At 72.0% G+C, this 24,869-nt stretch carries 22 protein-coding genes; 11 read left to right on the top strand and 11 right to left on the bottom strand.

Going from position 1 to position 24,869, the window contains the following annotated elements:
* Positions 1-106 precede the first annotated feature (106 nt).
* The gene (locus tag ACWGKJ_RS06240; protein WP_385024117.1) at positions 107-1,351 is read left to right on the top strand and encodes a cytochrome P450; all 1,245 of its coding nucleotides are present in this window, start codon (positions 107-109) and stop codon (positions 1,349-1,351) included.
* Positions 1,352-1,445: 94 nt separating this feature from the next.
* On the opposite strand, the gene ACWGKJ_RS06235 is transcribed toward ACWGKJ_RS06240, so the two are convergent.
* Both ACWGKJ_RS06235 and ACWGKJ_RS06230 read right to left on the bottom strand, forming a co-directional pair.
* Entirely contained in the window at positions 1,446-2,084 is a 639-nt protein-coding gene (locus ACWGKJ_RS06235; RefSeq protein ID WP_453315675.1) for an NAD(P)-dependent oxidoreductase, read from the bottom strand.
* Positions 2,084-3,103, bottom strand: a complete 1,020-nt coding sequence (locus ACWGKJ_RS06230; RefSeq protein ID WP_385024113.1) for an EamA family transporter — start codon at positions 3,101-3,103, stop codon at positions 2,084-2,086. The genes ACWGKJ_RS06235 and ACWGKJ_RS06230 overlap by 1 nt, the downstream gene beginning before the upstream one ends.
* Before the next feature lie 234 nt (positions 3,104-3,337).
* On the opposite strand from ACWGKJ_RS06230, the gene ACWGKJ_RS06225 reads away from it, so the two are divergent.
* Positions 3,338-3,871 (top strand): MarR family winged helix-turn-helix transcriptional regulator, encoded by a 534-nt coding sequence (locus ACWGKJ_RS06225; protein ID WP_385024111.1) that lies wholly within the window; start codon positions 3,338-3,340, stop codon positions 3,869-3,871.
* A 69-nt stretch (positions 3,872-3,940) separates the two neighbouring features.
* On the opposite strand, the gene ACWGKJ_RS06220 is transcribed toward ACWGKJ_RS06225, so the two are convergent.
* A complete protein-coding gene (locus ACWGKJ_RS06220; protein WP_385024135.1) occupies positions 3,941-6,091 on the bottom strand; it encodes a phosphatase PAP2 family protein in 2,151 nt (716 codons plus the stop codon).
* A 671-nt stretch (positions 6,092-6,762) separates the two neighbouring features.
* Here ACWGKJ_RS06220 and ACWGKJ_RS06215 point away from each other — a divergent pair.
* From ACWGKJ_RS06215 to ACWGKJ_RS06205, 3 genes are all read left to right on the top strand, one after another.
* Positions 6,763-7,776: a DUF2330 domain-containing protein gene (locus ACWGKJ_RS06215; RefSeq protein ID WP_385024133.1), complete on the top strand. Its 1,014-nt coding sequence runs from the start codon at positions 6,763-6,765 to the stop codon at positions 7,774-7,776.
* A gap of 160 nt (positions 7,777-7,936) precedes the next feature.
* Positions 7,937-8,623, top strand: a complete 687-nt coding sequence (locus ACWGKJ_RS06210; protein ID WP_385024109.1) for an O-methyltransferase — start codon at positions 7,937-7,939, stop codon at positions 8,621-8,623.
* A 44-nt stretch (positions 8,624-8,667) separates the two neighbouring features.
* Positions 8,668-8,994 (top strand): antibiotic biosynthesis monooxygenase family protein, encoded by a 327-nt coding sequence (locus ACWGKJ_RS06205; protein ID WP_385024107.1) that lies wholly within the window; start codon positions 8,668-8,670, stop codon positions 8,992-8,994.
* A 105-nt stretch (positions 8,995-9,099) separates the two neighbouring features.
* Here the strand turns inward: ACWGKJ_RS06205 and ACWGKJ_RS06200 are convergent, their stop codons facing one another.
* Both ACWGKJ_RS06200 and ACWGKJ_RS06195 read right to left on the bottom strand, forming a co-directional pair.
* Positions 9,100-9,756, bottom strand: coding sequence for a hypothetical protein (locus ACWGKJ_RS06200; protein ID WP_385024105.1), 657 nt, complete (start codon positions 9,754-9,756; stop codon positions 9,100-9,102).
* Positions 9,756-10,379, bottom strand: a complete 624-nt coding sequence (locus tag ACWGKJ_RS06195; protein WP_385024103.1) for a hypothetical protein — start codon at positions 10,377-10,379, stop codon at positions 9,756-9,758. The genes ACWGKJ_RS06200 and ACWGKJ_RS06195 overlap by 1 nt, the downstream gene beginning before the upstream one ends.
* 101 nt (positions 10,380-10,480) lie before the next feature.
* Between ACWGKJ_RS06195 and ACWGKJ_RS06190 the strand changes: the two genes are divergently transcribed.
* A complete protein-coding gene (locus ACWGKJ_RS06190; protein WP_385024101.1) occupies positions 10,481-10,957 on the top strand; it encodes a GNAT family N-acetyltransferase in 477 nt (158 codons plus the stop codon).
* A gap of 41 nt (positions 10,958-10,998) precedes the next feature.
* On the opposite strand, the gene ACWGKJ_RS06185 is transcribed toward ACWGKJ_RS06190, so the two are convergent.
* Positions 10,999-13,044 carry an MDR family MFS transporter gene (locus ACWGKJ_RS06185; protein ID WP_385024099.1) on the bottom strand — a complete coding sequence of 682 codons (2,046 nt, stop codon included), beginning with the start codon at positions 13,042-13,044 and terminating at the stop codon, positions 10,999-11,001.
* A 242-nt stretch (positions 13,045-13,286) separates the two neighbouring features.
* Between ACWGKJ_RS06185 and ACWGKJ_RS06180 the strand changes: the two genes are divergently transcribed.
* Entirely contained in the window at positions 13,287-13,940 is a 654-nt protein-coding gene (locus ACWGKJ_RS06180) for an HAD-IA family hydrolase (protein WP_385024097.1), read from the top strand.
* 226 nt (positions 13,941-14,166) lie between these two features.
* Here ACWGKJ_RS06180 and ACWGKJ_RS06175 read toward each other — a convergent pair whose 3' ends face one another.
* Positions 14,167-14,748: a TMEM165/GDT1 family protein gene (locus tag ACWGKJ_RS06175; protein ID WP_385024095.1), complete on the bottom strand. Its 582-nt coding sequence runs from the start codon at positions 14,746-14,748 to the stop codon at positions 14,167-14,169.
* Positions 14,749-15,515: 767 nt separating this feature from the next.
* Between ACWGKJ_RS06175 and ACWGKJ_RS06170 the strand changes: the two genes are divergently transcribed.
* The 3 genes from ACWGKJ_RS06170 (at position 15,516) to ACWGKJ_RS06160 (ending at position 18,681) form a co-directional block, all read left to right on the top strand.
* Positions 15,516-16,175 carry an HNH endonuclease family protein gene (locus ACWGKJ_RS06170; protein WP_385024093.1) on the top strand — a complete coding sequence of 220 codons (660 nt, stop codon included), beginning with the start codon at positions 15,516-15,518 and terminating at the stop codon, positions 16,173-16,175.
* Between the two features lie 132 nt (positions 16,176-16,307).
* Positions 16,308-18,041 carry an alkaline phosphatase D family protein gene (locus tag ACWGKJ_RS06165; protein ID WP_385024091.1) on the top strand — a complete coding sequence of 578 codons (1,734 nt, stop codon included), beginning with the start codon at positions 16,308-16,310 and terminating at the stop codon, positions 18,039-18,041.
* A gap of 172 nt (positions 18,042-18,213) precedes the next feature.
* Positions 18,214-18,681: a DoxX family protein gene (locus ACWGKJ_RS06160; RefSeq protein ID WP_385024089.1), complete on the top strand. Its 468-nt coding sequence runs from the start codon at positions 18,214-18,216 to the stop codon at positions 18,679-18,681.
* A gap of 49 nt (positions 18,682-18,730) precedes the next feature.
* Here ACWGKJ_RS06160 and ACWGKJ_RS06155 read toward each other — a convergent pair whose 3' ends face one another.
* Positions 18,731-19,360, bottom strand: a complete 630-nt coding sequence (locus tag ACWGKJ_RS06155) for a superoxide dismutase family protein (protein ID WP_385024087.1) — start codon at positions 19,358-19,360, stop codon at positions 18,731-18,733.
* Between the two features lie 322 nt (positions 19,361-19,682).
* Here ACWGKJ_RS06155 and ACWGKJ_RS06150 point away from each other — a divergent pair, with 322 nt between their 5' ends.
* Complete coding sequence (locus ACWGKJ_RS06150; RefSeq protein ID WP_385024083.1) at positions 19,683-20,312, top strand: DedA family protein; 630 nt, start codon at positions 19,683-19,685, stop codon at positions 20,310-20,312.
* Between the two features lie 61 nt (positions 20,313-20,373).
* On the opposite strand, the gene ACWGKJ_RS06145 is transcribed toward ACWGKJ_RS06150, so the two are convergent.
* From ACWGKJ_RS06145 to ACWGKJ_RS06135, 3 genes are all read right to left on the bottom strand, one after another.
* Positions 20,374-20,637 carry a DUF2277 domain-containing protein gene (locus ACWGKJ_RS06145; RefSeq protein WP_385024081.1) on the bottom strand — a complete coding sequence of 88 codons (264 nt, stop codon included), beginning with the start codon at positions 20,635-20,637 and terminating at the stop codon, positions 20,374-20,376.
* A gap of 42 nt (positions 20,638-20,679) precedes the next feature.
* Complete coding sequence (locus ACWGKJ_RS06140; protein WP_385024079.1) at positions 20,680-22,038, bottom strand: DUF1254 domain-containing protein; 1,359 nt, start codon at positions 22,036-22,038, stop codon at positions 20,680-20,682.
* A gap of 520 nt (positions 22,039-22,558) precedes the next feature.
* Entirely contained in the window at positions 22,559-24,475 is a 1,917-nt protein-coding gene (locus tag ACWGKJ_RS06135) for an NAD-binding protein (RefSeq protein WP_385024131.1), read from the bottom strand.
* Positions 24,476-24,869 lie beyond the last annotated feature (394 nt).

The following is a 24,869-nucleotide window of genomic DNA, read 5'->3' as shown; positions in this document are numbered from 1 at the left end:
TCTTCGGACCACTTCTGATGGGTCGTCAGACGGTCGGCGGCCAGACCACGGCCGGCCGGACACAGCCTGAGAGCACAGTCAGCCAGACCTGGAGTTGGAGGAGCCGATGCACTGCCCCCATCTGCCCGAAGGGTTCGACTTCACGGATCCGGATCTGCTCCAATCCCGGGTACCGCTCCCGGAGTTCGCCCAGCTCCGGCAGACCGCGCCGGTCTGGTGGTGCACCCAGCCGGCCGGGATCGCGGGCTTCGGCGACGAGGGGTACTGGGCCGTCACCCGGCACGCGGACGTCAAGTACGTCTCCACGCACCCGGAGCTGTTCTCGTCCCACACCAACACCGCCGTCATCCGGTTCAACGAGTCCATCAGCCGCGACCAGATCGACGTACAGCGGCTGATCATGCTCAATATGGACCCGCCGGAGCACACCCGGGTCCGCCAGATCGTCCAGCGCGGTTTCACCCCGCGTGCCATCCGGTCCCTGGAGGACGCCCTGCGCCACCGGGCCCGTTCGATCGTCGAAACGGCGCTGGCGGGCGCGGCGGACGACGGTTCCTTCGACTTCGTCACCAACATCGCGGTGGAGCTGCCGCTCCAGGCCATCGCGGAGCTCATCGGCGTACCGCAGCAGGACCGGTCCAAGATCTTCGACTGGTCCAACAAGATGGCGGCGTACGACGATCCGGAGTACGCGATCACGGAGGAGGTCGGCACCGAGGCGGCGATGGAGATCGTCTCGTACGCGATGAACCTCGCCGCCGACCGCAAGCAGTGCCCGGCCAAGGACATCGTGTCCACCCTGGTCGCGGCGGAGGGCGAGGGGAACCTGTCGTCCGACGAGTTCGGGTTCTTCGTCATCCTGCTCGCCGTCGCGGGCAACGAGACCACCCGGAACGCCATCAGCCACGGGATGCACGCCTTCCTCACCCACCCCGAGCAGTGGGAGCACTACAAGGCGGAGCGGCCCGACACGACGGCCGAGGAGATCGTGCGCTGGGCCACCCCCGTGGTCTCGTTCCAGCGCACCGCGACCCAGGACCTGGAGCTGGGCGGGCAGCAGGTCAAGGCCGGTGAGCGGGTCGGCATCTTCTACTCGTCGGCCAACAACGACCCGGAGGTCTTCGAGAACCCGGAACAGTTCGACATCACCCGCGACCCCAACCCGCACCTCGGCTTCGGCGGCGGCGGCCCGCACTTCTGCCTGGGCAAGTCGCTCGCCGTACTGGAGATCAACCTGATCTTCGACGCCATCGCGGACGTACTGCCCGGTCTGAGGCTGACCGGCGACCCGCGACGGCTGCGCTCGGCCTGGCTGAACGGGATCAAGGAACTCCAGGTGAACCGGGGCTGAGCGGGCGGGCCCATACCTCGCTGCCCGTATGGGCCCCGCGCCTCGCTACCCCTACGAATACGGGCCCGCCGCCTCATTGCCGTACAGGCCGCTCTCAGTACCCCGCGGTGAATCTGACGCGGTGATGCCGGGGCGTCTCGGCCTCGTCGAGCAGCACGACCGCCAAGTCCTCCAGGGAGATCGATGAGGTGCCGTCGGCGCCGACGACCAGTTCGTCGGCGCCCAGCCGGTAACGGCCGGTACGGATGCCCGGCTCCAGCAGCGCAGCCGGGCTCAGGCAGGCCCAGTCGGCTGCGGTGTCGGCACGGCACACGGCCAGTTGTTCGTCGCAGGCCAGAGCAATGGGCCGCCAGTCCGGCGGGAAGTCCGGCCCGTCGATCACGGTCGCCCCACCCGTACCGGGCACGGTCAGGCTGCCCGCGCCACCGACGACGAGCACCCGCACCCCGGCCCGCGCCGCTCCCGCCAGCACCGCGGCCGTCGCGGTGACCAGCTCGCGTTCACGGCCGACGGGCGGGCGTACGGCGCTGATCACCAGGTCCTGGCCCGCGCTCAGGGTGGCCACGTCGTCGGGGTCCCCGGCATCCCCGGTCCGTACGCGGACGGCGGCGGGAAGGGCGGTCGCGCGGGCCGGATCCCTGACGGCGGCGGTCACTTCATGGCCCCGGGACAAGGCTTCGGCCACCACTCTGCCGCCCACATTCCCGGCTGCTCCGAACACGGTGATACGCATCATTCTTCTCCACTCCGGCCGGGTCGTTCGGCCGTCGGGTCGGGGGTCGGGATGGTGGCCACGGCGTTCCGGCGAGAGGTCACGGTGTCCCGGCTGCCGGCCCCACGTCGGCCGAGCGCCACGCTCACCACCACCAGGACCAGGCCGCCGGCCTGCCAGGCCGTCATCGTCTGATCGAGCAGCAGCAGTCCGGCGAAGGTCGCGACGACCGGATTGGTCAGCCCCAGGAAGGCGACCGACGAGGCGGGCAGCCGCTCGATGCCCCGGAACCACAGGGCGTACGCGAGGGCCGTGCCGATCAGGCCGAGATAGGCGAACCCTGCGATGTTTCTGCCGGTCAGCGCGGGCGGCACACCTTCAAAGGCCAGGGCCAGAGGGGCCAGCACCAGGCCGCCCGCGGTGAGTTGCCATCCGGTCAGGGCCAGCAACGAAATCCCTTCGGGCCGCCCCCAGAGCTTCGCGAGCAGCACGGCCAGCGCCATGAGAGCGGTGGCGGCCAGCATCGCGCCGATGCCGAGCGGATCCACGCGGGCCGAGCCGCGCAGGACGAGCAGGGCCACTCCGACCACCCCCACCACGCCCGCAAGCAGGGTCCCACCGATGGGCCGGACGCGCAGCACGAAGAAGCCCAGGACGGCCACGAGCAGCGGCAGTACCGCGCTGACCGTGCTGGCCACACCGCCCGGCAACCGGTAGGCACCGAGGAAGAGCAGCGGGAAGAAGGCGCCGAAGTTGAGCAGGCCCAGAACGGCGGACCTCCACCACCACACCCCGCTGGGCAACCGCCGGGTGACGGCCAGCAGGACCAGCCCGGCAGGCAGCGCCCGCAGGGCCGCCAGTAGCAACGGCCGGTCGGGAGGCAGCAGTTCGGTGGTCGTGACATAGGTGGTGCCCCAGGTGAGCGGACCCAGGGCGGCGAGCGCCGCGGTCAGAGCGGCTCCGCCGCGGGTGCGGCGGGGCGCCGACGCCCCTGGAGCGGCCCCGGGAGCGGGCACCGTGGCCGGTGCGGTGAAAGACATGAATCCCCCTTGGCGTTGACCACCACCTCAGGGCATTTACCTCAAGGTTGATAATCTCAACGTTGAGGTAAATATGGCTGAGCAGTCTACGGGCGTCAAGTACTTCAACGTTGAGAGATACTGGGGGGGCGCAAGGACACCAGAGGCCCCGAGTACCGAAGCGCCAAGGCTCCCGAGGCCCCACAAGGCCGCGTGAGGTGCAGGAGACACGAGAGACACAGGAGCGTGCGCGTGATGGCAGCACCGGGGAACAGCGAGGAGCACCCCACCGACGCCGTCGACATGATCGCGGCCCAGTGGCACCGCGAGCGGGCCGACCTCGGCCACCTCGACGCGATGGCCCTGGTTGGCCGCATCACTCGCGCGAGCGGCCTTCTGCAGAAGAGGATGAAGCCGGTCTTCACTCAATTCGGCTTGGAGTTCGGCGAGTTCGATGTCCTGGCCACGCTGCGTCGGGCAGGTGCACCCTATGAGCTGACGGCCGGGGGGCTGCTGCGCTCCGCGATGGTCACCTCAGGGGCGATCACCAACCGGCTCGACCGCCTGGAGAAGAAGGGGCTGATCACCCGGGGCGCCCACCCCACCGACCGGCGTGCGGTCAACGTACGGCTCACCGCCGAGGGGCTCGGCCTGGTGGACGCCGCGGTCGTGGCGCATGTCGAGAACGAGGCCCGGATGCTGTCCGGCCTCACCGCGGCCGAGCGGACCGCCCTCGGCACCGGGCTGCGCAAGCTGCTCGTCTCGCTGGGAGACACCGAACTGGGCTGACCGGCCCGGCCGGTGGGCGGGGACCGCCCCGGCGGGGACGGGGCAGGCGGTGTACGAGCCCCGTCCCCGTCAGCCGGCGCCCGCGGCCTCGGGCTCCGGTTCGGGGTCCGAGGAGGGGGGCCCGGGCTTCGGCTGCTGCCCCGGCTTCCGGTCCGGTTCGGGCTTCGGCTGCTGCTCGGCCTCCGGCTCCGGCCGGGCGGCGGGTCGGGCGGCGTCGGGCCCGTTCGCGTCCGTCGCGGTGCCCTTCGCCGTTGCGGCGTCGCCCGCCGTCCCGTCCCCCGCCGGAGCACCGGGCGCCAGGGCGTCCGCCGCCAGGGCGTCCGCCGCCAGGGCATCGGGCGCCAGCAGGGTGCGCGGCCCGGCCAGCAGATAGGTGAGCCCGAAGCCGAGTGCCACCACCGTGGCGCCGCCGATCGCGTCGAGCACCCAGTGGTTGGCGGTGGCGATGATCGCGCTGACCGTGAAGGCCGGGTGCAGCAGCGCGAGCGCCTTCATCCAGCGCTTCGGGACCAGCACGGCCACCGTGACACCGCACCACAGCGCCCAGCCGAAGTGCAGCGAGGGCATCGCCGCGTACTGGTTGGTCATCGCGGTCATCGCCCCGTAGTCCGGGTGCGCCAGGTCCTGCGCCCCGTGGACCGAGTCGATGAAGCCGAGGCCCGGCATCAGCCGGGGCGGTGCCAGCGGGAAGAAGTAGAAGCCCACCAGGCCGAGCAGGGTCGCGAACGAGAGCGACGTACGCGCCCAGCGGTAGTCGCTGGGCCGCCGGACGTACAGCACGGCGAGGATCGCCAGCGGCACCACGAAGTGGAACGACTCGTAGTAGAAGTTGAAGAACGATTCGAGCCAGTGGACCTTCACCACCGCGTGGTTGGCCCAGTGCTCGATGTTGACGTGCAGGGCCTTCTCGATCGAGACGACCGTACGGCCGTGCGCCTCAGCGGTGGACCGGCCGCCGGTCGCGGCGGCCCGGATGTGCGAGTACACCGAGTAGCCGACCCGGATCGCCAGGAGTTCGAGCAGCAGATTGGGGCGGGTCAGCACCCGCCGCCAGAACGGCAGCAGCGGTACCCGGCTCCAGCGCGCCGGGACGGGCGTGGCGTACACGGTGGGCTCGGGCGCCTCCCAGCCGGGCGCGGTACGGCCGAGGAACGGCACGGCACAGGCGGCAGCCAGCGCGGTCAGCAGCACCGCGTTGTCCCGTACCGGGTAGAGCGCCGCCATGTTGGGCAGCAGCATCGTGCCGGGCAGCGTGCTCACCAGCACGACCACGGCGGGCCAGACCATCCGGTCCGCGACGCGCCGGCCGACCCGGCCGACGACCGCGAGCAGCACCCACAGCAGCTGGTGCTGCCAGGCGGTCGGCGAGACCGCGACCGCGGCGCAGCCGGTCACCGCGACGGCGAGCAGCAGCTGTCCGTCCTTCGCGTACCCCACGGCGCGGCGCAGCGCGAGCACCGAGACGGCCACGGCGAGCACCAGGAAGACCACGATCTCCAGCGGGCCGTGCAGCCCGAGGCGCAGCAGTGCGCCGTGCATGGACTGGTTGGCGAGCCCGTCCGGGTGCGAGCCGAGTCCGGCCCCCGCCACATGGTGGATCCAGTACGTCCAGGAGTCACGCGCCATCAGGGCCCAGGCGAGTGCGGTGCAGACGGCGAAGGCGGCGGTGGCGGAGAGCGCGGCGCGGCGGCGGCCGGTCAGCCAGAGCAGCGGCACGAAGAGCAGCACGGTGGGCTGGAGCGCGGCCCCGAGCCCGATGAGCACGCCCGAGCCGCGTTCGTCCCGTACGGCGAAGCACCCCAGCAGAACGAGCAGCACCGGGATGATGCTGGTCTGGCCGAGGTGGAAGGCGTTGCGCACCGGCAGCGAGAGCATCAGCAGGCTGATCGCGAGCGGGGCGGCGACCAGCGACGTACGCCGGGAGACCTCACCCGGCAGCGCGCGTGCCGCGACCATGCCGAGGATGACGACGAGCAGCAGCGAGCCGAAGGTCCAGGCGACACCGAGGCTCTGCTCGGCGGAGCGGGTCAGCGGTTTCAGTACGAGGCCGGCGAAGGGCGTACCGGTGAACTTGCCGGTCGCGTAGAGCGGGCCCCCGATGTGCAGCACACCGTCGGCGCCCGTCCAGGTCTCCAGGTCGGTGAGGCGTCTGCTGGGCGGCAACCGCAGTATGGCCGCCACCTGCCGGACCGCCAGTGCCGCGACGACCAGCCAAAGCACCGCCCGTGCCCGCTCGATTCCCACGCCTGCGCCCACCGCAGTCCGCGCCCCGCTGTGCCCGTCATTCGCCACGCCGCGCCGGCCCTCCACCCGTCCTCGTCGCCGGAAATACCCGGTCCCTCTGTCTGATAGAGACTCGCACTGCTCCGGGGTAGGGACGCAGGCAACCCCCTGTTCACCTGACCAGGCCCATACGGTTCCGGCCAAGGGTCGCGGTGAGGACGACCGTTGGGCGGGTACGGAGACACCGCCACCGGGGGCGCTCCCCCGGGCGGCCGGTGCCCGGTCCCCGGGGCCTGTCCGTCCGGGCCATTCAAGCACTGCCCGCGCCCGCCCGCAGGCCGCTCCGGTCCGTGGACCCCGCGCCCACGGGCCCGGCAGGGGGTAACGGACCCGCATACGGGGTTGACCGGAACCGACCTCATCCGCAGGCCGTCTGTGCTCGTGCCGGACGGTGCGGGAGCGCGCGGTCCGGCAGCGCGCGGCAGCGGTCCGGCAGCGGGCGGCAGCGGGACGACGGGGAGAGGCCACGGGGAATGCGGGGGCTACGGGTGCGGGGGCTACGGCTGTACGGGACACGGCTGGGCGGGATACCGGTGCCGGGAGCACGGGGGCGGAGCAGGGCCCTGGTCGTCGTGCTCGCGCTGCTGGCGGTGCAGTTGGGTTCGCTGATGGCACCGGCGTACGCCTGCGGATGCGGTGCGCTGGTGCACGACCCGGCGACCCGGCTGGCGGTGGACCGGGAGACGTCGGCGGTCCGCTGGGACGGCCACAGCGAGCAGATCGTGATGAGCCTGACCGTCACCGGGAACACGGCGCGGGCCGCCTGGATCATGCCGGTACCGCACCGGTCGACGGTGACGCTCGGCGACAACGCGCTCTTCGACGCGCTGGATTCGGTCACCGCACCGGTGCACAGGACCCGCGACCACTTCTGGCCGCGCGGCGGCGACTGGCCGTTCGGCTCGCCGTCGGACGACGCCGGCACGTCCGCCGCCCCGAACCCGGGCGCCCCCGCTGTCGGTGTCGTCGGCCGGGAGCGGCTGGGGCCCTTCGATGTCGCCCGGCTGACGGCCAACGACCCCGGGGCGCTGGACCGCTGGCTCCGGCGCAACGGCTTCCGGCTGCCCGGCGGGATGGCGGACGACCTCAAGCCGTACACCGACCGGAAGTGGGAGTACGTGGCGGTGCGGCTGGCCCCCGGCCGCAAGGGCGGCACGCTCGCGGGCGTCCTCGATCCACTGCGGCTGAGCTTCGCCAGCGACCGGCTGGTCTATCCGATGCGGCTCTCCCGGCGTGCGAAGAACCCCCAGACGCTGGGTCTGTACATACTGGCCGCGCACCGGATGGAGCCACGGGGGACCATCGGCGGGCTGACGCCCGATGTGACGTACGCCGGAGAAGTCCCTTCCACCGGCGCGCTGGGCCGCTTCGCGGCCGGGGAACGGTATCTGACCGCGCTGGAGCAGAGCTTCCCCGTCCCCTCACGTATCGACGGGGACCATGAGCTGCGGCGCGCCGCCTCCGACCGGCCCTACCAGCGGGTGGTCCACGAGGAGAGGCTGCTGACCGTGGGCGGGGTGCTGGTGGCGCTCGTAGCGGCGCTGCTCCTCGTGGTGCTGGTCCGGCGCCGGCGCCCGCTGGTGCCCCCGCGACCGGTGCACGTGCCGCCGCCGCTCCGCTGATCCGCCTCCGCTGATCCGCCGCTCCGCTGATCCGCCCGGACGTACGGGACCTCCCGGACGTGCGGGCGACCCGCCGGAGGCGGACGCGAGGCCCCGGGGTAGATTGACGTCAGTTCCCAGAGGGAACTCAGGTTTCCGCGGACCCGTGGGAGGAAAATCCATGCCCGAGAGCCAGCACCAGGCGCAGGACCGGTGGACCGAGGTCGACCAGTACTTCACCGACCATCTGGTCCCTGCCGACGACGCCCTGGAGGCCGCTCTGGCCGCGAGCGACGCCGCCGGTCTCATCCCGATGAACGTCGCCCCGAACCAGGGCAAGCTGCTGCATCTGCTGGCCCGCGTCCAGGGCGCGCGTACCGTACTCGAACTGGGCACGCTCGGCGGCTACAGCACCATCTGGCTGGCCAGGGCGCTGCCGTCGGACGGCCGCCTCATCTCGCTTGAGGCGGACCCGGCAGCGGCCGATGTGGCCCGTGCCAATCTGGCGCGCGCCGGGCTCGCCTCCGTCGCCGAGGTCAGGACAGGCGCGGCCCTCGACACCCTCCCGAAGCTGGCAGCCGAGGGCGCAGGCCCCTTCGACCTGGTCTTCATCGACGCCGACAAGCCGAACAACCCGCACTATCTGGAGTGGGCCCTGAAGCTGACCCGGCCGGGCAGCCTGATCATCGGGGACAACGTGGTGCGCGACGGCGCGGTCGTCGACCCGGCCAGCACCGACCCGCGCGTCCAGGGCACCCGGGCCATGATCGAGATGATCGCCGAGCACCCGAAGCTCAGCGCGACCGCGCTCCAGACGGTCGGCAGCAAGGGGTACGACGGCTTCGTCCTGGCCCGGGTACTCGACTGACCCGGCCGCCACCGACGGGCGGCCGGTACGGCAGGATGGGCGATATGAGCATCGTGAAGATCAATGTCCTGACCGTGCCCGACGAGCAGCGCGAGGTTCTGGAGAAGCGGTTCGCGTCGCGCGCGGGCTCCGTGGAGAACTCCGACGGCTTCGAGTGGTTCGAGCTGCTGCGCCCGGTCGAGGGGACCGACCAGTACCTCGTCTACACCCGCTGGGCGACCGAGGCCGACTTCGAGAAGTGGATGGCGACGTCCATGCGCGGCGCCCATGCGGGCGGCGGAGAAGGCGGCGAGCGTCCCAGGCCCGCCGCCTCCGGCTCTTCGCTGTGGTCCTTCGAGGTCGTCCAGCAGGCCGCCCCGAAGAACGGCTGAGCGACCGCTGCCGAACGGGGCTGCCGGTCGTAGCTGCTGAACAGAGCCGCTGGACAGGGCTACTCGCCGGAGCCACTGGCCAAGGCTGCCGGCCAGAGCCACTGGTCAGAGCTCCAGCAGGCGCTCCGTGACCTCGCGGTAGGTACGGAGCGCCTGCCGCAGCTCCTCCGTACCGGCCTGCCCGCCCTCACCGTGCCAGGACAGCCGCAGGCTGTTGGACCGCTCGGTGAGGAGGGCGGTCACCGGGGCGACCGTCTCGCCGAGGACGCGGTCGGCCTCTTCGACCGCCGCCCTCGGCTCATCGACGAAACCGCTGACCGCTCCCTGGAGACGCCGCTCCAGCCTTTCGCGTTCACCGGCGGACAGCAGTGCGTCGTCCACCGCGCCCGTGTCGGCCGGGCCGGCACCCACCGGGCCGGGTGCGGCGGAACCGGGTGCGGCAGGGGCTGCGGACGTCCGGTCGGGGCCAGAGGTGTGCCGGCTCGCCTCCTCGGCCTCGAAGCCGCTGCCCCGTACATCGGCGGCGGGACCGGGGCCGGCCTCCGCGACGGAGTCCCGCACCGGCGCGGCCCCGTGCGCGCCCGCCGTGCCTGCTTCGAACCCGTCACCGCGCGCGTCCGGGACCCGCGCGCCGGTCACGCGCGGGTCCGAACCCGCCCCGTGGCCAGGCGTGTTGCCGGCCCCTTCAGGGGTGTTCCCGACCACAGGGTCCTGGACGCCTGCCGTCGGATCCGGCACCTTCCGCTCCTGTTCGTACGCCATTACGCGCCCTCTCCCTTCGCCTGGTGCCGCGTCGGCAGCACCTTCCGGCGGGCATTGGCCGGTTCGGGCCTGCGGTCCGGGTCGTGGTCCCGTACGGCCACCAGCTCACCGAAGAGTCCGCGCGCCTCCAGAAGTGCGGCCCTGAGGTCCTCGGTGCCCGCGCCGCTCTCCGCCTGCGCCGAACTGTGCAGCATGCGGTATCCGTTGACATGGTGCGGATGGTGCACCGACAGCGCGTCGACATGGTTCTCGTGGTCCTCCGGAGCCGGGAAGCCCCGCTCCTGGGCCAGCGCGCCGACCAGTTGCACGGCTCCGGCGACCGCCTGCTGCGGTGCGTCCACGAACTGCTCCTGGAGCCCGGTCCACCGGGACACATACCGTTCACGCGTCTCGGGTGTCAGCGGGCGCGTCTCCAGCGAGCCGTACCGCTTCATCCGCTCGCCGAGTTCCGCATGGGTGGCCTTGGTGTCCCCGCCGTGGCGGGCCAGTACCCGGTCGTACTCGGGACCGAAGCGCTGCCGCAGACTGCCGCGGCGGGGCCCCCTGCCGGGTGCGAAGTACAGAAACGCGGCGACAACGGCGACGAACACCACGATCACTGCGACGATCAGGACTGTGGGCATGAGTACCTTCCTCCTCGCGGACGGGGTGCCTATTTCGTACGCCGTTCGAGTGTCCCGGAATCCGGGTGCCAAACGAGGGCGCCACAGCCACACTTGCTCCGGTGACCTGGACCGTGGCCCCCGAGCCCTTCGACACACCTGACGCATACGCGCTGCGCCGCTCCTACTACGACGAGGTGGCCAGCCGTTACTGGCAGCGGCCCGCCACCGGGCAGGAGATCGACGACGGCCTCGCGGACGACGGTGTGGAACAACTGGCTTTTCCCACCGGGGAGTTCCTGGTCGGGCGGCACGAGGGCAGGCCCGCTTCCTGCGGCGGGGTGCTGCTGCTCGGGCCGGCGACCGCCGAGCTCACCCGGGTGTACACCCGCCCCGGGCAGCGCGGCACCGGCGGCGGCAAGATCCTGATCACCGCCCTGGAGGACGCGGCCCGGCGGCTCGGGGCGGCGAAGATGGTGCTGAACACCCGCCTGGACCTCGTCGAGGCGCGCGGGCTCTATGTGCGCCAGGGCTACCGGGAGATACCGGCGTACACAACCGGCCCCTACATGGAAATCTGGTACGGCAAGGATCTGTGACGGCCGGCGGGGACCGGAGGTTTCCCGCGGAGCCGGTGGTGTCACACCGCCCGGTGCTCGTGCTCGTGCTCGCGCGGCCATTCGGCGTCCGAGCCGCACAGCTCACCGTTCAGCTCCTCGACCAGGACGACCAGATCGGTGGGGCGTTCGGGCCCCCACCAGTCACCGAGCAGTTCGGCCAGGGAGTCCTCGCGGGCCTTGGCGAGCCGGGCGGCGGCGTTCACGCCCGGCTCGGTCAGCGCGAGCTCCACCCCTTCGCGTACGGCGAGACCGCGCTCCTCGGCCTGCCGGGCCGCCTCGGTGACGGCACGCAGCGGGACCGGCGTCATCTCGGCCAGCTGGGCCGGTTCGACCAGACCGTGGCGTTTGATGCGCAGCAGCAGCCAGCTGGTGGCCGGGAGCAGGTCGTAGCCGGCCTTCGCGGTGATCGTCTCGTAGATCTCGCGGCGTCCCTCCCGGCTGCCGAGCACCGAGAGCGCCCGCATCACCTCGTCGTACGAGGACCGCTGGACCGGGTTGGAGGCGAGCGTCTCGGACACTTCCGGGGTGGTGACCGAGCCGCGCAGCTTGTCCTCCCTGAGGAACCAGGCGACGACGAACGCCAGGAGCACCACCGGGACCGCGTACAGGAAGACGTCGGTGATGGACGAGGCGTACGCGTGCAGCACCCTCGGGCGCAGCCCCGGCGGGAGCGAGGCGATGGCGCGCGGGTCGGCCTGGAGGCGGCCCGCGCTCACCCCGGGCGGCAGCGGGAGTCCGGCCAGGGCGTCGCTGAGTTTTCCGCGCAGCCGGGTGGTGAAGATGGTGCCGAAGATGGCCACGCCGAAGGAGGCGCCGATGGAGCGGAAGAAGGTCGCGCCCGAGGTGGCGACGCCCAGGTCCTGGTAGCTCACCGCGTTCTGTACGGCGAGGACGAGGACCTGCATGACCAGCCCGAGCCCCACGCCGAACACGAAGAACGCGGCGCTCATCGACCAGGTGGAGCTGTGCTCGGTCAGCCGGTGCAGCAGCGCGAGACCGATGGCGGTGATGCCGGTCCCGGCGATCGGGAAGACCTTCCAGCGGCCGGTGCGGCTGACGATCTGGCCGGACGCGGTCGACGCGAGCAGCAGTCCGAGGACCATCGGCAGCATATGCACACCGGACAGGGTCGGTGAGACGCCCTGGACGACCTGGAGGAAGGTCGGCAGATAGGTCATCGCGCCGAACATCGAGAAGCCGACGATGAAGCTGATGAGCGAGCAGAGGACGAAGGTCCTGATCCGGAAGAGCTTCAGCGGCAGTACGGGTTCGGCGGCCCGCCGTTCGACGTACACGAACGCGGCGAGCAGGACGACGGCGAGCACCGCAAGGCCGATGACCGGCGCCGAGGCCCAGGCCCAGGTGGAGCCGCCGAGCGAGGCCACGAGCACCAGACAGGTGGCGACGGACGCGATGAGGAACGTACCGAGGTAGTCGATGGTGTGTTTCGCCGAGCGGACCGGGATGTGCAGCACGGCGGCGATGACACCGAGCGCGATCACGCCGATGGGGAGGTTGACGTAGAACACCCAGCGCCAGCTGAGGTGTTCGGTGAAGACCCCGCCGAGCAGCGGTCCCAGGACGCTCGTCGCACCGAAGACGGCACCGAAAAGACCCTGGTACTTGCCGCGTTCGCGGGGCGGGACGATATCGCCGACGATCGCCATCGAGAGCACCATCAGACCGCCGCCGCCGAGCCCCTGGAGGGCGCGGAAGCCGATGAGCTGCGGCATGCTCTGGGCGACCCCGCAGAGGACCGAGCCGACCAGGAAGATGACGATGGCCGTCTGGAAGAGCTTCTTGCGGCCGTACTGGTCGCCGAGCTTTCCCCAGAGCGGCGTGGCGGCGGTCGATGCCAGCAGGTACGCCGTGACCACCCAGGACAGATGCTCCATACCGCCGAGGTCGCTGACGATCGTGGGGAGCGCGGTGGAGACGATCGTCTGGTCGAGGGCGGCGAGGAGCATTCCGAGCAGCAGGGCGCCGATCGCCACGAGGACGGACCGCTGGGGTTGCCCGCCGGCCGCCACCGGCGCCGCCGGGGGTGCCGGGGTTTCCTGAGCCATGCCTCCCATCCTGGTGCTGTGCCATGGTCGCCGCGAGTTCAAGGGGGCGGCCGTGGTGAAGCGGGGCCGTGGCGTGTGTCCGAAGGGACCCGGACGGTTGCCGGGTCGCCGGGGTGTGACCAGGACGGGTGGCGCGGAGCCCGCATTGTTTTGTACCCTGACGAAACAAAGTGGTTCCGCCCGTACTCCCTGACCGGCGGGCGGGACCGCCTTGTTCCTGCTCCCGCACCTCTGGAGTCCTGATGACCACCCTGCCCGCACGCGCCCTGCTCCTCGACATGGACGGGACGCTGGTGAACTCGGACGCCGTGGTCGAGCGCATCTGGCACCGCTGGGCCGTCGATCACGGCCTGGACCCGCATGAGGCGCTCAAGGTGGTGCACGGCCGCCAGGGGTACGCGACGATGGCCATCCTGCTCCCGGAGCGCCCCGTCGAGGAGAACTACGCCGACAACCGCGCGATGCTCGCCCTGGAGACCGCCGACACCGAGGGCGTCGTCCCGGTCCCCGGCGCACCGGCCTTCCTGGCCTCCCTGGCCGGCCTGCCGCACGCCCTGGTCACATCGGCCGACGCGGCGCTCGCACGGGCCCGGATGACGGCGGCGGGTCTGCCGATGCCGGAGACCCGGATCACCGCGGAGAACGTCGGCGCCAGCAAGCCGGACCCGGAGGGCTTCCTCAAGGGCGCCGCAGGACTGGGCTTCGGCCCCGACGAGTGCATCGTCTTCGAGGACTCGGGGGCGGGTATCGCCGCAGGACAGGCCGCGGGGATGCGGGTGGTGGGGGTGGGCCCGCGCGCCGCCGCCCACCGGCCGACCGTCCAGGTGCCCGACCTGACGTGGATCCGGGTGGAGACGGCGGACGACGGCACCCTGCTGGTCCACACCACGGCCTGAGCCTCCCCGGGTGGGGCCGCACAGTCCGGGCCTCCGGGCGGCACAGCACGGGCCGCACACTCCGGGCCGCACAGCCTGGGTCGCACAGTCCGGGCCGCGCACCCCGGGCCGCACGGCCTCCGCACACTCCGGGCCCCGCGCGGGCGAAGCCGTTACGCTCCGGATCCGGCCCGCGGCGGCCGCATGCCCCGGGTCCGGCCCGCGACAGCCGCGTACGGCTCCGGGCTCAGCCCGCGGCCGCCTCGTACAGGCTGAACCCCGCGAGCACCACCATCAGCGCGGCCGCGATCTTCGTGATCAGCCGCAGCGGCACATGGTTCATCAGCTTGCGGCCGCCGAGGATCCCCAGGCCGCCCACGGCCCAGAGCGCAAGCACCGCGCCGATGCCCACCGAGACCGGGCTGTCGTAGCGCGCCGCCAGGTTGGCCGTCATGATCTGGGTCAGATCACCGAACTCGGCGACGAGAATCAGCATGAAACCGGCTCCCGCCACCTTCCAGAAGCTCTGGTCGGCGGGGGCCTTCACCTCTTCCTCCTCCTCGTCCTTCTTGAAGAGCAGCATCGCCGCGCCCGCCAGGAAGAGCGCGCCGACGATCGCCTGGAGCAGCCGGTGCGGAATCAGGGTCAGCACGCTGCCCGCGGCGATGGCGAGTACGACATGGACGGCGAAGGCCGCCGCGACCCCCACGAAGACGTACGAGGCCCGGTAGCGGGTACCCAGCATCAGACCGGCGAGAGCGGTCTTGTCGGGGAGTTCGGCGAGAAAGACCACGCCGAAGGTGATCGCCAGGATCGTGAAGCTGATCACGGGTTGATTCCTTCATCGGTTCGGGCTGACCGCACCGGGAGGACCTGACTCAAGGAGAAAAGGGGTCTCTTCGGCACGGCAGCGTCTATCAGGACACTGCTGCCGAAGGTCTCGCTGGCGGGTCCCCGAGAAGTCTTCGAGAAGACTCCTGGAAGATCCGCCTCCGGGCGCCGGCCGGACCGAGGTCCGGCAGTATGTCGACGTTCCGGCGAAGAGCTACTCCCCTTCTGCGCCCCCAAGGTTACGGCACAGGCCGGCGGCCGGAACACCCGAGCGCCCGGCGCACTCCCCACACCATGGGGCACCGCCTCCCCCGCCCCGGGCCCCGGCTTCCGGGATTCCGCTCCGCCCAGCCATGGGCCTCCACTCCCCCGCCCCGCCCGCACCAGTAGCCACACATCCCGGACAAAAGCCACGTTCGGGCGACACCACGGCCAAAAGTGCGACAACCGCCACCGGAACCCTCACGCGCGGCCCAGCAGCGCGGACCCCGCCACCGCGACCCCATCCGCCGGGGCCGTCCGCCGGGGCCCGCGACCAGCGGAAGCACGCCCCGGGACGAGCCGGGAGGCGGACCGGGCGGCGACGGAGGAGACCAACCGCACACCCGTACGGAAAATCTGTCGGCGCGTCAAACATCGACAGCCCTCTTGATGTGACGTGCCCATGTCGCCAGGCTGTTACCCGGCGCCCACCCCACGGCAATCCGGCGCCACCACGATGGCTGAGCCGGATCGGCAAAGCCCCTCCACCCCACGGGAGTTCGTATGTCAGGTGTCTCAGGTTCCTCAGGTGTCTACGCGCGTCGAATAGCGGTACTCACCGCGACCGCGGGAATCACCCTCGCCGGTCTCGTCACCGCCCCCTCCGCCCAGGCCGCCCTGCCCACTCCGGTGAGCGCGGCCACCGCGCGGACCTATCTCAGCTCCCTCACCGTCGCGGCCGAAGGCTCGTCCAGCGGCTACAGCCGGGACAAGTTCCCGCACTGGATCACCCAGTCCGGCGCCTGCGACACCCGCGAAGTCGTGCTCAAGCGCGACGGCACGAATGTCGTCCAGAGCTCCACCTGCGCCGCCACCAGCGGCAGTTGGTACTCCGAGTACGACGGCGCGACCTGGACCGCGTCGTCCGACGTGGACATCGACCACATGGTCCCGCTCGCCGAGGCGTGGCGTTCGGGAGCCAGCGGCTGGACCACCGCACAGCGGCAGGCGTACGCCAACGACCTGACCCGGCCTCAGCTCATCGCGGTCACGGACAACGTCAACCAGTCCAAGGGCGACAAGGACCCGGCCGAGTGGCTGCCTCCGCGCGCCGCCTACAAGTGCACCTACGTACGGGCCTGGGTGGAGGTGAAGCACTACTACAAGCTCACGGTGGACTCGGCGGAGAAGACAGCACTCCAGGGCGTCCTGAACGGCTGCTGAGCGGCCGCACGGAGACCAGCCCACGCAGTCCGGCCACTGGCCGGGCCCCACCCCCGGCCACGGGCCGGACCGGGAACCCGGCCATGATCCTTCGTCGTTCCGTACCGTACGGGGCGACGAAGGAGGGCATTCATGGCCGGGCTGCGCCTGGGACCACTGCTGAGGTATGTCGACTGGGACCGCGGGGACGCGGCGACCGTCTGGGTCGAGACCGACCGGCCCTGTACGGCCGAGGTCCGGTGTCCGGACGGCGCGAGCGGCGAGTCCCGTACGTTCCTGATCGCCGGGCACCACTACGCACTCATACCGGTGACCGGACTCACGCCGGGGACGGAGACCCCGTACGCGATACGGCTGGACGGCGAGCAGGTGTGGCCGCCGCCGGACTCACGTTTCCCGCCGAGCACCATCCGTACCCCCGACCCCGCGGCGGAGCCGGACGGCCCGGACGGCCCCGCGGGCGTGCGGGTCACCTTCGGGTCCTGCCGCTGGGCGGCCCCCGCCCACGGCGAGCCCGATCCGGTGGGGCCCGACGCGCTGGACACCCTCGCGGCCTCGCTGGCCGCCGGGCCCTTGGACGACCGGCCCGACGTCCTGCTGCTCCTCGGCGACCAGGTGTACGCGGACGAGGTGTCGGACGACACCCGCGACTGGCTGGCCACCCGCCGCGATCTGCGCCGGGCGCCGGGCGCCGAGGTCGCGGACTACGAGGAGTACACCCGCCTCTACTACGAGTCCTGGCTCGATCCCGAGGTGCGCTGGCTGCTCTCCACCGTGCCCAGCTGCATGATCTTCGACGATCACGATGTCATCGACGACTGGAACACCAGCGCGGCCTGGCAGCAGGAGATCCGCGCCACGGACTGGTGGGAGGAGCGGATCCTCAGCGGGCTGATGTCGTACTGGGTCCACCAGCACCTCGGCAATCTCTCCCCCGCCGAGCTGGCGGCCGACGAGCTGTACGCGGAGGTGCGCTCGGCGCGGGACGGGACCGAGACGCTGCGGAGGTTCGCCGCCGCGGCCGACGCCGACCACGCCTTCACCCGCTGGAGCTACCGCCGCGACTTCGGCCGCACCCGGCTGCTGATGGTCGACTCACGCGCCGCGCGCGTCCTGGACGAACAGCACCGCGCCATGCTCGACCCCGCGGAGTCCCAGTGGCTGCACGACCAGCTGCGGGACACCCCCGGCTCCTACGACCACCTCCTGATCGGGACGTCGCTCCCCTGGCTGCTGCCCCCGCTGATACATGACGCGGAGAGCTGGGACGCGGCGCTCTGCGCCGGGGTGCGCGGACCTCGCTGGGCGCGGTTCGGCGAGAAGCTGCGCAGGACGGCGGACCTGGAGCACTGGGCCGCCTTCCCGGACTCCTTCGGCGAGTTGACCCGGCTGATCGCCGACGCGGGCACGGGCGAAGGGGCGCCCGCGACGATCTGCGTACTGTCCGGCGACGTCCATCACGCGTACGTCGCCGAGCCGCGCTGGCCCGACGGAACGGAGCAGCCGGGGACACCGCCGGGACAGCGGCCGTCCGGGCCGCGGCCGGGACCGGCACCGGACTCCCTGGTGCTGCAGCTGACCTGCTCCCCCGTGCACAACAGCGTTCCCGCGTACGTCCGTTTCGGCTTCCGGTTCGGCTGGAGCCGTACGGGAAGGGCGCTCGGCCGGGCCCTGCGCAGCCACGGGCGGCTGGCGGATCCGCCGGTCGGCTGGCGGAAGGACGGCGGCGGCCCCTGGTTCGGGAACCAGCTGATGACCCTCGATCTGCGCGGCCGGTACTCCAGGCTGCGCATGGTGCAGACGCGGCGCGACGGGGAGGGCGGCCGGCTGGAGACCGTACTGGACCGTGAGTTGACGCGGGACTGACAAGGAGTCGGCACGGATCCGGGGGCGCCGCGCGGTGGCGGCCCGCCCCGGGCAGAGGGGAGAGAAGCCGGGCGGGGAGCGGAAAAGCTGACTAAATGTTGAACTTGCAAGTTCTAGTCAGGCATACCTAATCTAAGGCTGCTCCGTCCCCCACCGAAGGAGTTCCACCGTCATGTCTTCTTCGATATCCACGGCAGTGTCCTCGCTCGGTCGGCGGACCGACCAGGCACGCCCCTACGTCCTGGCACTCTTCCGCGCCGTGGTCGGCCTGCTCTTCGCCTGCCACGGCGCTGCTTCCCTCTTCGGCGTGCTCGGCGGCGCGGTGGGTGGCGGCACGGTGTCGGCGGGCACCTGGCCCGACGGATACGCGGCCGTCATCGAACTCGTCGGCGGCGTACTGGTGCTGACCGGACTGCTGACGCGCCCTGCGGCGTTCATCGCCTCGGGTTCGATGGCCTTCGCGTACTTCCATGTGCACCAGCCGCACTCCCTCTGGCCGCTCCAGAACGGCGGTGAGCCCTCGGTGATGTTCTGCTGGGCCTTCCTGCTGCTCGTGTTCACCGGTCCGGGCGCCCTGGCCCTCGACTCCGTGCTCGTCACCCGCAGGCGCGTCACCGAGCCGGCCCCGGTGGCGGCCTGACCCACAGTCCGGCCCGCGGCCGGACCCCGTGCGCCGCCCCGCCGGAGCCTTATGCGGCGGGGCCGGCCGACGGCCCGAACGGCACCGTGAAACACCCGACGGGGTCCGCCGAGCCGCCGCGCACCCCGTCGATCACCACCGATCCGGCGCCGCCGGGCCGGAATCCCCAGCCGCGCCGCGCCGTCACCGTGGCCGCACCCTGCGCGTCGGTGGTGAAATCCAGCCGCACCTCGTCGGCCGGGCCCGGCTTCCGGCCGGCCGCGCCGTGCAGATAGCGCGGGCCCGCCGCGGCCGGGGTGCCGCCGCAGGGCCTGGTGTGCACCCGCATACCGAAGCGATGACCGGGCGTCAGCCCCGCCAGCCGCGCCGTCACCCGGGTGCCCGAGGGATCCGTGTACTGCTCGACCTCGATCCGGGAGGCCGCGGGCACCAGCCTCATGTCGTACGTCACCGCCGACGACGGGACGAACGCGGTGGGCGGAGCGAACCGGGCGTGGACACGCTGCCAGTACACCCCCGCGGGGCCGCCGGCGGCCCCGGCGGGCGCCTCCGGCGCACTCCGCACCGGCACACCGCGCTCCACCGGGCTCCCCGCCGCGGCACCCCCGGCGGGCGCCACCCCGCCGCCCGTCAGCATCGCCAGCGCCGCCGCTCCGGCCAGTACCCCTGCCACCGCCATCGTCCGCTCCTTCTGCTCGTTCTACTCGACCCGCTCGGTCCGCTCGACCCGCCCGGTCCGCCCGGTCCGCCCGGTCCGCTCGGCCCGCTCGTCCGTCACCGCTCGGCGGACGTACGGCCCCAGCCTGGGCGCAGCGCGGCCGAATCTCCGCACGGAAGCCGTCATCCGGGTGAACGGGACCTTTCGAACATCCCGCCTGGGGCGGGCCCCGGCGAACCCCCGGCGGATCGGAGCGGAACCTCTCCGCGTACGCTGTATGGCTGTACAGCCGCATCTGCCGCTCCCCTGCGACGCCGCGGCGCCTTCACGAACGGGGAGTCCGGTGTTCGAGAGCGTGCGGTCGCTGACCGACAGTCCATGGATCTATGCCGTGGTAGCGCTCTCCGTCGTCCTCGACGTCTTCGTACCGCTGCTCCCCAGCGGGGTCCTGGTGATCACGGCGGCCACCGGCGCCGCCGCAGGCTCGACCACGGTGGCCGGCCAAGTCCCGCGCAACGTACCGGACTTGCTGATCCTCACCGCGTGCGCCGCGGCCGCGTCGGTCGTGGGCGACCTGGTCGCGTACCGGTTGGCCTGGCGTGGGGGCGAACGCCTGGACAGGGCCATCGCCCGTTCCCGGCGTCTCAGCAGCGCCCAGGAACGCCTCGGCACGGCGCTGGCCCGGGGCGGCGGTCTGCTCGTCGTGATAGCGCGCTTCGCACCCGCCGGCCGCTCCGTGGTCTCGCTGGGCGCGGGCGCCGCTCACCGCAGGGCGAAGGAGTTCGTGCCCTGGTCGGCGCTGGCGGGTGTGGCGTGGGCGGGGTACAGCGTGGGGCTCGGATACTTCGGCGGCCAGTGGCTGGGCGCGAGCTGGCTGGGGACGGCGGTCTCGGTCCTCGCCCTGTTCGGCGCGGGCACGGTGGCCGCGCTGCTGATACGGCGTCCCGCGCCGGTGCCCGCACCGGCCTCGTGACCCCGGGTGCCCGCACCGGCCCCGTGACCCGGCACCGGACCCGGCACCCGCCCGCGCGGCCTCAGCCGCCCGGCTGCGCGGCCCCCTCCGTCGTCCCCCGGCTGTTCCCGTTTCCGCTCCCCCGTACCTCCAGGTCGGCGAGGAGTGTCCCGGTCGCGCGGGCGATCTCGTCGACGGCCCGGTCGAACACGGCACGGTTGTGCGCGGCGGGGGCCCGGAAGCCGGAGACCTTGCGTACGTACTGAAGCGCTGCGGCCCTGATGTCCTCGTCGGTCGCTTCCCCGGCGAGCACGGGCGGACGGAGAGTCTTGATACTGCGGCACATACCTCCAGTGTGACGCGGTCCTGCGCCGTCCGGCCCACGGTGTCAGGCGGCCCCGGGCTCATGTTTCGGGGTGATGCGCGGGATCTCGTAACTCCCGTCCAGGACGGACTGCTCCGGCGTGTAGAGACGGAGCATCGGCCGGAAGTCGCCGCTTGGCGCGGGCAGCCAGTTGGCCGCCTCCGCCGGGTCGGTGGGGCGGTCCTTCTGGATGTGCAGGGTCAGCGAGCCGTCGTCGCCGTAGACCAGACCCGGGGTGCGGTCGCCGATGGAGTAGCGGTCGGCGGGGTTCGCGACGAGGTAGTAGTCCGGTGAGTCGTACATGGTCACGGACCAGAAGGACAGCACGGGCGGCGGGCTGTCGAAGCGCAGGGTGTACTTCCGGGAGCCGTTGAGCCAGTGGCCGTCCGCGTCTTCAAAGGTGTGCGCGTACACCGCTTCGTAACCGTGGTTGCCCCAGAGCCCGGTCCGTGCGGCCACCGCTCTGGTCAGATACGACGACGTCCGGTCGGCGATGCGCCACTCCGGTGAGTCATGGGTCCCCACCCCGAACCAGTCGAGGTTGTAGTCGAAGAGGTGCGGATTCATCTCCCAGGCGCCGGGGGGACGGGCTCCGTCCACTCCGGTGTGACTCGCCTTCTCGACCCGCGAGGCCCCGCGCCGCAGCCCTTCGGTGAGCGCGTGTACGAGTTCCGGGGCCGCGTGGCGGTACGGCGAAGGGCCCTCCTCCAGGAGTTGCAGCGGCTGGAAACGGTCCTGGTAGGCGCGGTCGTCGGCCGACGGCGGGAAGGCCGCCATCCAGACCCGCAGCTTCTCGAAGAAGTGCAGCGGCTCCGGCACATCGGGGTCAGGGGCGGGCAGCCAGTTGTGGTGCATGACGGCTTCGAGGACCTTGAGCGTGAGCCGCCGCTGGAGCCCGTGCACCCGCGGCAGGTCGGCGGGGCCCTCGCAGGCGAAGCGTCCGGTGAGGGAGACGACGGTGGTCGGCGCGTCGATCACCCCGGTCATCCCCTCGGGGGTCTCACCGGCCCAACCGGGCGGCACGATCAGCCACTTGGTCTCGCCGGTACCGGTCGCGCGGCGGCCGACGTACGCGAAGTTGTTGCTCCACGCGTCGATGAACTGCAGCACGTAGTACGCACCGAGGGTGTCCGGTACGTGCAGCGCCAGCGGGCCTCCGGAGAGGTCGAGCTGCGCGATCGAGTACACCGTGTCGTTGTTGACGGAGACGAAGCGCGCGTCGGGGGTGGCGAGCCGCGAGGAGTGCGCGAACTCGTTGAAGGAGGCCGAGGGCAGCGAACCGAACCCCTCGTGGAGCGCGGCCTGCACCATCGACAGGTCGAAGACCAGCGGATACCCGTAGACGTACGCCTCGGCTGCCAGCTCCGTGAGGTCGGAGGGCACAGGAGGCACGGAGGGGGCGGCCCGACCGGCAGCATCAGAACGGTCCGAGGGGCCGGCGGGAGCGGAGGGGCCGGCGGGGGCGGAGGGGCCGGCGGGGGCGGAGGGGCCGGCGGGAGTGGAGGGGCCGGTGGGGCTGGTCGGGCCGGTGGGGGCGGAGCGGTCGGCTTCGTCGGTCACTGCGGACTCCTCTCGGCCGCGCACAGGCGCGCGGGAGCGCGGGGGCTGCGGCGGGAATCCCGTGATGCGCACGTCCGCCACAGTCCGGTGAGGTGTTCCGGCCCTGGTGGACCCGGCGGTGGGCCCGGTGCCACTGCCCTCCCGGTGACAGCTCCGACCCTCCGTGAGCACCCCCCGCTCAGCCACCGGAGCGCGTCCATCCGGGTGAATGTGTCCCTCCGGGTGAAACCGGGACCGGCCGCGGTCGCGGTCGCGGTTTCGGTTTCGGTTTCGGTTTCGGTCGCGGTTTCGCTTCCGGAACAGAGCGATCCGGAAGCGCGACCGCGCGCACCCGCCCAGCCCCCTACGGCTCCGACGTGACGCGGGACTGCCGCCTCCTGCCCAGCAGATCGGCCAGGCCCTGCCGGGTCCCCGCGATGACGACCCGGTCCTCGGGGCGCAGTACGTAGCTCTGCGGCAGGTTCCAGACCAGTTCGGCCTTGCGGTCGTCGCCGCCGTACGAGGAGCGGGGCGCGGACAGATCGGCGCGGCGCTCGTCCGGGTCCGCGAGATCGAGCGCGAGGATCCGCCAGGCGCCCTCCCTGAAGACCTCACCGAGCGTGCGGCCCTCCAGCAGGGGATGGCCCGCGACCTCCACGGCGGCGAACAGCAGCACCCGGCGTTCGACCGGCATGGCGCCGAGGATCTGCCGGCCCATCATCGCCGCGGCGAAGGCGGGTGCTGCCAGCGTCGAGACGCTCCGGCTGCGGGTGACCGCCCGCGGATGGGCCGTCCGCAGCGTACGGAAGACGGCGGAGGCGAACGCGTCGTCGAAGAGCCGCATCGACACCCGGAGGTTGGGCTTCACCGTACGGGCGTAGAGGGCGGCCTCCAGATTGGTGATGTCGGCGCTGGTGAGCGCGAGCAGTGCGCGGGCGCGCTGGATCTTGGCGGCTTCGAGCACGCCCTCCGTGGTCACGTCGCCGATCACGATGGGCACCCGCAGCCGCCGGGCCAGGGCGATCCCGCGCGCGTCCGGATCGGCCTCCACACACACCACGGGGATGTCCAGCTCCCGCAGCCGCGCCAGCACCCGCGAGCCGATCTTGCCGAGCCCGAGCAGGACGACATGGCCGGAGAGCCCGCGCGGCGGCCTGCGCAGCGCGGCGGCGGTACGGAACGTACCGAGCCCTTCCAGTACGGCGGCGACCAGCACCGGCAGCAGCAGGAGCCCGGTCAGCCCGGACAGCATCTGGATCACCTGGCGGCCGGTGGGCTCGCCGATGGCGGGATCGCCGATCGCGAAGATGTCGAGGATGGTCAGATACGCGGCGTGGACCGGCGGATCGCCGGTGGTCAGCCAGGACGCGACGGCCAGGCCGAGCACCGAGACGAAGATCCCGAGGAGGGACCAGCGCAGCCGTCGCGAGAACACCTGCGCGAGGGGCGCTCCGCGCCCGGCCAGCCTGCTCGGGGACAGATCGGGGCCCCGGTAGGAGACCGTCTCCAGAACGACGGTGCCCCGCCCGGCCGCCGCCCGTACGGACTCCTCGTCGGGCAGGAGCTGGGGGCCGTCCTCACCACTGCTGTCCGAACCGTCGGCGCCGCCCGGGTCGCCCGTGGTCGACGAGAGCAACGCCAGGGTGCAGAGGCCGGAGTCCCCCACGGGACCCGACCGGATGCCGGGCGGCCGCTCCACCGCGCGCAGCAGCAGCCCGTCGGCCTGGACGACCTTGCTCGTACCGGCGACCACCGTCGCGGCGAGCGCGGGGGCCGCGGTGTCGGCGTCGGAGAGTACGGTCGTGGAGGCGTCGACCTCACCCCGGCCCATGTCCGGTGCGCTGACGGCGGCCGCCTGGTCGAGCAGTTCCTCCAGATGCTGCCCGAGCTTGCGGTTGTAGAGCCGGATCACCAGCCGCAGCCGGGGGTTGAGCCGACGGGCGGCGAGCGCGGCCCGGATGTTCGCCTCGTCGTCCTGGTGGACGAGCGCCAGTGCGGACGCCTCCTCCACCCCGGCCCGCACCAGTACGTCGTCGTCCAGGGCGGCGGCTTCGAGCAGCCGGTCGGCCACCGCGTCGGAGCCGCCGGACGACGGTCCGGCGACGACGCGCGACATCCGCCCGAAGAGCGCGGAGGCCCGCCCGACCGGGGAAAGCTGGGTGTCCGCCGGGGCGCCCGGGACCCCGGCAGGCGGGACGACGAGGGTCACCGTCTCCCGGTACACACCACGCAGTTCGACGGCGAGCCGGTGGGCCAGACCGTCGTCACCGCAGACGATCATGTGCCCTTCGGCGGTGCTCTGCTGGCTCTGGTGCGGGAGTGAGTACACGTCAACAGAGACTGCCTCATGGGGGTGTTCGGTTTCATACGCGGGTCCGGCCCGCTCGCCCTGTGTTCGGACGGCCCGTGTTCGGACGGCCCGTGTTTGCCCGTGTTCGGACGGCCCGTACAGCCGGCCTCGATTCCATAACGGCGCAGCCACTCCCAATGCTTCGCAAGGGAAACAGTTGCATAGTCTAAACATCTAAGGTGGGCGGGGCCGGGGCCGTGTCCCGGCCCGTACCCGGGGGCGCGCATACCCGCGCCCACGTGCAACGGAACCGCACGGATGACCGTCTGACAGCTCTGGAGAACCGAGGAGACACGAGACCGCCCGCGAATCACCCGCCACACCA

This window comes from Streptomyces sp. NPDC054757, from assembly GCF_053612185.1.
Note: the sequence above shows the minus strand (reverse complement) of the source record. Positions and strands in the feature narration are given on the sequence as shown.

What these genes read in the sequence shown, in the direction of transcription:
- ACWGKJ_RS06180 (WP_385024097.1), top strand. Translation starts at nt 13,287, where the DNA reads ATGACCACCCTGCCCGCACGCGCCCTGCTCCTCGACATGGACGGGACG.
- ACWGKJ_RS06210 (WP_385024109.1), top strand. Translation starts at nt 7,937, where the DNA reads ATGCCCGAGAGCCAGCACCAGGCGCAGGACCGGTGGACCGAGGTCGAC.
- ACWGKJ_RS06155 (WP_385024087.1), bottom strand. Translation starts at nt 19,360, where the DNA reads ATGGCGGTGGCAGGGGTACTGGCCGGAGCGGCGGCGCTGGCGATGCTG.
- ACWGKJ_RS06225 (WP_385024111.1), top strand. Translation starts at nt 3,338, where the DNA reads ATGGCAGCACCGGGGAACAGCGAGGAGCACCCCACCGACGCCGTCGAC.
- ACWGKJ_RS06170 (WP_385024093.1), top strand. Translation starts at nt 15,516, where the DNA reads ATGTCAGGTGTCTCAGGTTCCTCAGGTGTCTACGCGCGTCGAATAGCG.
- ACWGKJ_RS06195 (WP_385024103.1), bottom strand. Translation starts at nt 10,379, where the DNA reads ATGCCCACAGTCCTGATCGTCGCAGTGATCGTGGTGTTCGTCGCCGTT.
- ACWGKJ_RS06205 (WP_385024107.1), top strand. Translation starts at nt 8,668, where the DNA reads ATGAGCATCGTGAAGATCAATGTCCTGACCGTGCCCGACGAGCAGCGC.
- ACWGKJ_RS06185 (WP_385024099.1), bottom strand. Translation starts at nt 13,044, where the DNA reads ATGGCTCAGGAAACCCCGGCACCCCCGGCGGCGCCGGTGGCGGCCGGC.
- ACWGKJ_RS06240 (WP_385024117.1), top strand. Translation starts at nt 107, where the DNA reads ATGCACTGCCCCCATCTGCCCGAAGGGTTCGACTTCACGGATCCGGAT.
- ACWGKJ_RS06230 (WP_385024113.1), bottom strand. Translation starts at nt 3,103, where the DNA reads ATGTCTTTCACCGCACCGGCCACGGTGCCCGCTCCCGGGGCCGCTCCA.
- ACWGKJ_RS06215 (WP_385024133.1), top strand. Translation starts at nt 6,763, where the DNA reads ATGGCACCGGCGTACGCCTGCGGATGCGGTGCGCTGGTGCACGACCCG.
- ACWGKJ_RS06160 (WP_385024089.1), top strand. Translation starts at nt 18,214, where the DNA reads ATGTCTTCTTCGATATCCACGGCAGTGTCCTCGCTCGGTCGGCGGACC.
- ACWGKJ_RS06235 (WP_453315675.1), bottom strand. Translation starts at nt 2,084, where the DNA reads ATGCGTATCACCGTGTTCGGAGCAGCCGGGAATGTGGGCGGCAGAGTG.
- ACWGKJ_RS06145 (WP_385024081.1), bottom strand. Translation starts at nt 20,637, where the DNA reads ATGTGCCGCAGTATCAAGACTCTCCGTCCGCCCGTGCTCGCCGGGGAA.
- ACWGKJ_RS06165 (WP_385024091.1), top strand. Translation starts at nt 16,308, where the DNA reads ATGGCCGGGCTGCGCCTGGGACCACTGCTGAGGTATGTCGACTGGGAC.
- ACWGKJ_RS06135 (WP_385024131.1), bottom strand. Translation starts at nt 24,475, where the DNA reads ATGATCGTCTGCGGTGACGACGGTCTGGCCCACCGGCTCGCCGTCGAA.
- ACWGKJ_RS06200 (WP_385024105.1), bottom strand. Translation starts at nt 9,756, where the DNA reads ATGGCGTACGAACAGGAGCGGAAGGTGCCGGATCCGACGGCAGGCGTC.